We start from the raw sequence: 6,415 nt of genomic DNA on the forward strand, positions 1-6,415 counted from the left end.
GTGATCAACAAAGGTATATCAATCCTTTAGGGTTTCAAGTTATTTTTTATAAAGCAGATGATGAATATTTATAAGTTGTTATTAGTTGTTTATTTTCTACTAATAAGTAGTATCTCTCATGCTTCTTCACTTTACAATAGTCCTATCACTATAGACAGCAGGATTAAGACTCTTGTGTATAGCTCAAATGAGGTGTTTACATTAGTTTTTAGTCAGGGATATTACTCATATATCGAATTTAGTGAAGCGGAGAGAATAAAAAGTATTGCTATAGGTGATGCATCAAATTGGAAATTTATCCCTGTGGAAAACAGACTATTTGTTATGCCACTTGAAGTAAGCAGTCGTACTAATATGATTATTACAACTAATAAAAAAAGAAATTATATTTTTGACCTATTATCTAGACCTAATTATGATAAGGTCAAGTTGCCAAATTCAGAAGAAATGAGTCATGATTACTCTGCTGAAAGAGATATATCTTATGTAGTTCGTTTTTATTATCCAAAAGCTGAAGATGAGTTTGATGTTATTAGTGATGATGTGAATGAGATTTCTGATCCAAGTCAGGCTCATTTAATGGAGCAGGTGGACAGCGTGATACAAGAAAATAACTCAAAACATAATTATGTATACAAGGATAAGGGTTATGATATGGATTTAATTCCACTAGAATTATTTGATGATGGTTATTTGACATACTTTAAATTTAGAAACATAAATGATATACCTGAAATTCTGATAGAAGATGAAAATGGAATGAAGTTGCTTTGTAAGATGTTATTACTAGGTGATTACGTAATAATAAAAGGAGTACATAAGAAATTATTTATGCGTTATACAGATAAATATATAAAAATCATAAATAGGGCATTGTAGTATATTTATGACAAAAAAGTATTTTGAACAAGATTTAGTTAATGAATCAGAAGTAGAAGATAAGGTTATCACTGTTGGTTCTAAAAAAAAGAGTGGTTTTTTTATATTTATGCTTGTAGCACTACTAGCTGGTGTAGTATATTATTTTTATATTGGATCTTCTAATAAGAATGAAACTCCAAGTGATATACATATAGAGGTATCAACTAATGATACAGAGAAGCTTCGTGAACAATCCGAAAAAGTTCCAGAAGAAAAAGGTAATACATTGGAGTTTGATAGTGAAAGGATTAGGCCTGTGCCGTCTTTGCCTCCGCTTGTTTTACCAAAGATAATACCAGAGGTTCAATTGCCTGAAATCAAGCAGCAAAAAGAAGAAAAGTTGCAGATACTCCCTCCTTCTTCTTCATATAATCCTAAAATTGATATTACATTACCTAGTTCATCTTCTTCTAATGTGATAGGAGGTGGTGGTTATCCTAAGGAGAGACGTGGTACTAGCATGCTGACTATGTCAGGGACTAGTAATGAGAAATCTTCTTTGGAAAATGAGGTAATATCTTTAGCTAAAACTCCTGCTCAAAAAAATATAGCCACTAAAATTGGTAAGACAGGTTCTATGATTATTCAAGGTAAAATAATTGATGCGGTGCTAGAAACTGCAATCAGCACAGATCTTACAGGAACTCTACGTGCTGTAGTGAGCAGGGATGTGTATGCTGAAGCTAGTGATACTGTGTTAATACCTAGGGGTTCAAGATTAATTGGTGAGAGTTCATTTCAACCTGAAAAAACTAAAACTCGTGTAAATATAACTTGGAAAAGAGTGATTCTTCCTAATGGGATAGATGTTATTATTTCCTCTCCAGCAACTGATGAGCTAGGCAGAATAGGAGTACGCGGCATTGTCGATAATAAAATTGTTAGTTCTCTGTTCTCATCAGTGTTAATTGCTGGAGTTTCAATGAGTGCAGCATATGTAGCACAAAAAACTTCCAATGCTATTGATACATCTCTTAGTTTAATAAGCATGGCTAGGTCTATTACTTCAGGTGAAATAGATTTTTCCCCTTTGAAAGATATTCTTAATCCCGGTAATAATAAAGATTTGAATAAAAAGAAGTGGAAACTAGGAGCTGGGGCTGTTGAAAAAATTCAAAATGCTTCTGATGATAATGATTTACTTAGAATAATCAGAAAAGAAATAGGTAATGTTCTTGGGAACGACACTTCAGTAGGAAGTATAAGTTTGGCAGATGTAAAACAGTTATTAAAGAAAACGCAGGGCAAAGGTAAGTCTATGTATGAAAGTACAGCTGAAAAAGCAATTAATGATTTTTCTAAAGACGTTAGAGATATAATTGAGAGGTATACAGATAAAAAACCAACTATTTATGTTGATCAAGGTACTGCAATTAAAGTATTTGTAAGCCAAGATATAGTCTTTCCAAAGCAAGCAATATATCAATGAGTTATACTGCGCTTGATACATATCTTAAACCACTAGAGGACATTTTTAGTGAAGAAGGAGTTAATGAGATATCAATCAATAAATCTGGAGAAGTATGGATTGAAAATCGTGGTGATACTAGATGCGAGAAATTAGAAACACTTTCATTAAATCATCTAAAATCTTTGGGTAGATTGATCGCACAAGCAACAGAGCAAAGAATCAGTGAAGAAACGCCTCTGCTTTCAGCAACATTACCAAATGGTTATCGTATACAGATAGTGTTTCCTCCAGCGTGTGAACCAGACAAAGTTGTAATGTCAATTCGTAAGCCTTCTTCAATGCAATTGACTTTGAATGATTATGAAAGAATGAAGGCGTTTTCAAGCACTATCACAGAGAGTTCAATTAATGATGTTGATGCGGTATTAAATACTTTATTAAAAGAGAAAAAAATAAAAGAGTTTTTAGAGTATGCAGTTGCAAGTAAAAAAAATATCATAATAAGTGGAGGTACTTCTACTGGAAAAACAACATTTACTAATGCTGTTTTACGTGCTATTTCAAAGCATGAAAGAATTATTACTGTTGAAGATGCAAGAGAAATTGTGCTAAATGAACACCCCAATAAGGTTCATTTAATTGTTTCTAAGGGTGAACAAGGAAAGGCAAAAGTAACAACTCAAGATCTTATAGAGGCATGTCTGCGGTTAAGACCAGATAGGATAATAGTAGGAGAACTGCGTGGTGCAGAAGCATTCAGTTTTTTGAGAGCGATAAATACAGGGCATCCTGGTTCAGTATCAACTTTGCATGCAGATAATCCAGTCATGGCTCTTGAACAAATAAAGTTAATGGTAATGCAAGCAGGTCTTGGTATTCCACCTGAACAAGTAATGTCATACATCAAAAATGTCATTGATATTGTTATTCAACTTAAGAGAGGAGAGAAAGGAGTGAGGTTTGTTTCTGAAATACTGTTTACTAAATCTCTAAAAAGAGATATTTAGATTTATATAGTAGAAATAAATAATTTATGAGTCAACATCAAAACCATATTCGTAATATTGTTATAGTTGGGATTCTCTCTTTTGCTGTGTTGGAGTTCTGTTTTTATGTATCAGGTGTATTATTTGTATTGATGGTCTGGGGTTCTGATGTGTTGGACTTTAAGGCTATCAAGCCCAATCTAGGTGATTTTCCATACAAGTTATGGCCAACAATTTTCGAATATATAAAAGAGTGCTGGTATGAACCAGATAGATACACTACTGATTTAAAAATCAAGTTATTTGCTTCATTTTTTACACCGCTGACGATTTTAGGAATTATATTATGGAATGCAAAAGATATAATAATTGAGTGGAGGCCATTTAAGAAAAAAGAGTCTTTACATGGAGATTCAAGGTGGGCTTCTGAACATGATATACGTAAGTCAGGACTTAGAAGTAAGAGTGGATTACTTTTAGGAAAGGATAAAAGGGGTTATTTTATCGCTGATGGCTATCAGCATGCGTTGCTTTTTGCTCCTACAGGGTCGGGAAAGGGTGTAGGTTTTGTTATTCCAAATCTACTTTTTTGGAAAGATTCAGTTGTAGTACATGATATTAAATTAGAAAATTACGAAATAACTAGTGGCTGGCGCAAACAGCAAAAGCAGGAAATATATGTGTGGAATCCTGCTCAGCCAGATGGAATAAGTCACTGTTATAACCCACTGGATTGGATTAGTAAAAAGCCAGGACAAATGGTTGATGATGTACAAAAGATAGCGAATTTAATAATGCCTGAGCAGGATTTTTGGCAAAATGAAGCTAGAAGTTTATTTGTAGGAGTAGTACTTTATCTACTCGCTGCACCAGACAAAATTAAATCTTTTGGTGAGGTGGTACGTACAATGCGCAGTGATGATGTAGTTTATAGCCTTGCTGTTGTTTTAGATACAATGGGTAAGATTATACATCCGGTAGCATATATGAATATAGCAGCTTTTTTACAAAAGGCTGATAAAGAAAGGTCTGGTGTTGTATCAACTATGAACTCGTCTCTTGAATTATGGGCAAATCCTCTTATTGATACTGCAACAGCAACAAGTGATTTTAATATTTTAGATTTTAAGAGGAAGAGAGTAACAGTATATGTAGGAGTTACACCTGATAACCTCACTAGACTAAGACCATTAATGCAAGTTTTTTATCAACAAGCTACTGAATTTTTATGTAGAAAGTTACCATCTGATGAAGAGCCTTACGGAGTGCTCTTTTTAATGGATGAGTTTCCAACGTTAGGGAAAATGGAGCAGTTTCAAACAGGAATAGCATATTTTCGAGGCTATAGGGTTAGACTATTTTTAATTGTTCAAGATACTGAGCAATTAAAAGGAATATATGAAGAGGCAGGAATGAATTCTTTTTTATCAAATTCAACGTATAGAATAACTTTCGCAGCTAATAATATGGAGACAGCTAATTTAATATCACAATTAATAGGCAATAAAACTGTTCGGCAAGAATCATTAAATAAGCCTAAGTTTTTAGATTTAAACCCAGCTTCCAGATCATTGCATATTTCTGAAACGCAGAGAGCCTTATTATTGCCACAAGAGATTATTATGCTACCTCGTGATGAGCAGATAATTTTAATAGAATCAACTTATCCAATAAAGTCAAAGAAAATTCAGTATTACAGTGATAGTAATTTTACTAAAAAATTAATGAAAGAAACCTTTGTTCCAACACAAGACCCTTATAATCCGCTGCTTGCTGCAGTAAAAGCTGCTGAAGAGAAGATTGAAAAAGTCCAAGGATCCATCAGCACTTCTGATCCGATAGATCATCCAGTTAAAGCTCAGGATACTGATAAGGAGGCTGCAGTATATAGTGGTAATGATATGGAGGAAGATGATGACGATATGGAGGAAGATGATGACGATATGGAGGAAGATGATGACGATGTGGAGAAAGATGATGACGATATGGAGGAAGATGATGACGATATGGAGGAAGATGATGACGTCGAGAAGCAGCATAGCAATAAACAGCAGAAAAAAGATTAAGGTTACTAGTACTAGTTTTTAGATTACTAAACTAGATAGATAAGATGAAATCTTTTTTAAAGAGAAGTTATAATATAGAATATTTCAGAAGCAAAAAATATCGTAAGAACGGCTACACATATTGGTTTTAGCAATATAGTTGTAAAGATTACAAACGAATTTAAATGTTGAGAAAATTGAGGGTTACCATAAGCTCTACTTGGAAGGCTTGGAATATACGTAAGTAATAACAGTAAAGTTATTGCAAAAAAATTCAGATAGATGAACCTTGGCATTTTATAAAGTATGATGATACGTTATGGACAAAAAGTTTTACTATTTAAGTATAAATCTTTATCTTTTACTTGTATTTTTCATAAATTATATTATAGTATTATAATACAATTAAAGGTGATAAGTTAGATCTGACTAATTTGGATTATTAAAGATCTAGAAAAGATAGAAGAAAAACCTCCAAACCTTACATCTCTCAAAGTAGGATAGTGCTGCAGGATTACTGATAAAAGTCTATAAACCTCAATTATGGATTAGAAAATAGATAAAAGTGCAGCTAGCAACGCTAATTCTGGATTAAGAAAGGAAGAAAGAGTAGGAAGGCTTTTTGGATTTCAAGGAGTAAGAGATGAGAGTAGAAAAGATAGGAAATTGATAAGAGATCTGTGGCCAGTATGCTCAAGTTCAAATTTGTGCTTCAAGTAGCCAAAAACTGTCTCAATAATAGCTCTTTTTCAGAAGATCTTAGCGACATTAAAGTATTCTTCATACCTTTTTTTACTTTAGCTTTAATCCACGATTCGTAAAAAAGCTCCTTTTTGACATAACCTTTGTCACCAAACAACAAACCAGTCAGTTTTGTAGTAAGATTTAGCACAGGCTTTCTGTCATCAATGTTGCCAGCGTAAGTGCCTGGATTTCTGCTTTATCATTAATTATCAAATGTAGTTTAAAGCCGAAAAATCAACCTTTTGCTTAATTTTACAATATCAGCAAATACTTTATTTTTGGATATTCTTTTTTGCATTGCAATAGGA

The 6,415-nt window shown here is 33.2% G+C and carries 4 protein-coding genes and 1 pseudogene; 4 read left to right on the forward strand and 1 reads right to left on the reverse strand.

Annotation, left to right across the window (positions count from 1 at the left end):
• Nucleotides 1–60: 60 nt before the first annotated feature.
• From virB9 to V6U76_RS04025, 4 genes are read left to right on the forward strand one after another with little or no spacing between them, the layout of a single operon-like run.
• The gene (virB9, locus tag V6U76_RS04010; protein ID WP_333023746.1) at nucleotides 61–879 is read left to right on the forward strand and encodes a P-type conjugative transfer protein VirB9; all 819 of its coding nucleotides are present in this window, start codon (nucleotides 61–63) and stop codon (nucleotides 877–879) included.
• A 7-nt stretch (nucleotides 880–886) separates the two neighbouring features.
• Complete coding sequence (locus tag V6U76_RS04015) at nucleotides 887–2,350, forward strand: TrbI/VirB10 family protein (RefSeq protein ID WP_333023747.1); 1,464 nt, start codon at nucleotides 887–889, stop codon at nucleotides 2,348–2,350.
• Nucleotides 2,347–3,339: a P-type DNA transfer ATPase VirB11 gene (gene virB11 / locus V6U76_RS04020; RefSeq protein ID WP_333023748.1), complete on the forward strand. Its 993-nt coding sequence runs from the start codon at nucleotides 2,347–2,349 to the stop codon at nucleotides 3,337–3,339. Before V6U76_RS04015 ends, virB11 begins: the two co-directional genes overlap by 4 nt.
• 26 nt (nucleotides 3,340–3,365) lie before the next feature.
• Nucleotides 3,366–5,384: a type IV secretory system conjugative DNA transfer family protein gene (locus V6U76_RS04025; RefSeq protein ID WP_333023749.1), complete on the forward strand. Its 2,019-nt coding sequence runs from the start codon at nucleotides 3,366–3,368 to the stop codon at nucleotides 5,382–5,384.
• 570 nt (nucleotides 5,385–5,954) lie between these two features.
• Here V6U76_RS04025 and V6U76_RS04030 read toward each other — a convergent pair.
• Nucleotides 5,955–6,415, reverse strand: a pseudogene (locus tag V6U76_RS04030) (transposase); the annotation flags it as partial.

Source organism: Wolbachia endosymbiont of Pentidionis agamae (assembly GCF_036711655.1).
Taxonomy (GTDB): Bacteria; Pseudomonadota; Alphaproteobacteria; order Rickettsiales; family Anaplasmataceae; genus JAZHPY01.

What these genes read in the sequence shown, in the direction of transcription:
- V6U76_RS04025 (WP_333023749.1), top strand. Translation starts at nt 3,366, where the DNA reads ATGAGTCAACATCAAAACCATATTCGTAATATTGTTATAGTTGGGATT.
- virB11 (WP_333023748.1), top strand. Translation starts at nt 2,347, where the DNA reads ATGAGTTATACTGCGCTTGATACATATCTTAAACCACTAGAGGACATT.
- virB9 (WP_333023746.1), top strand. Translation starts at nt 61, where the DNA reads ATGAATATTTATAAGTTGTTATTAGTTGTTTATTTTCTACTAATAAGT.
- V6U76_RS04015 (WP_333023747.1), top strand. Translation starts at nt 887, where the DNA reads ATGACAAAAAAGTATTTTGAACAAGATTTAGTTAATGAATCAGAAGTA.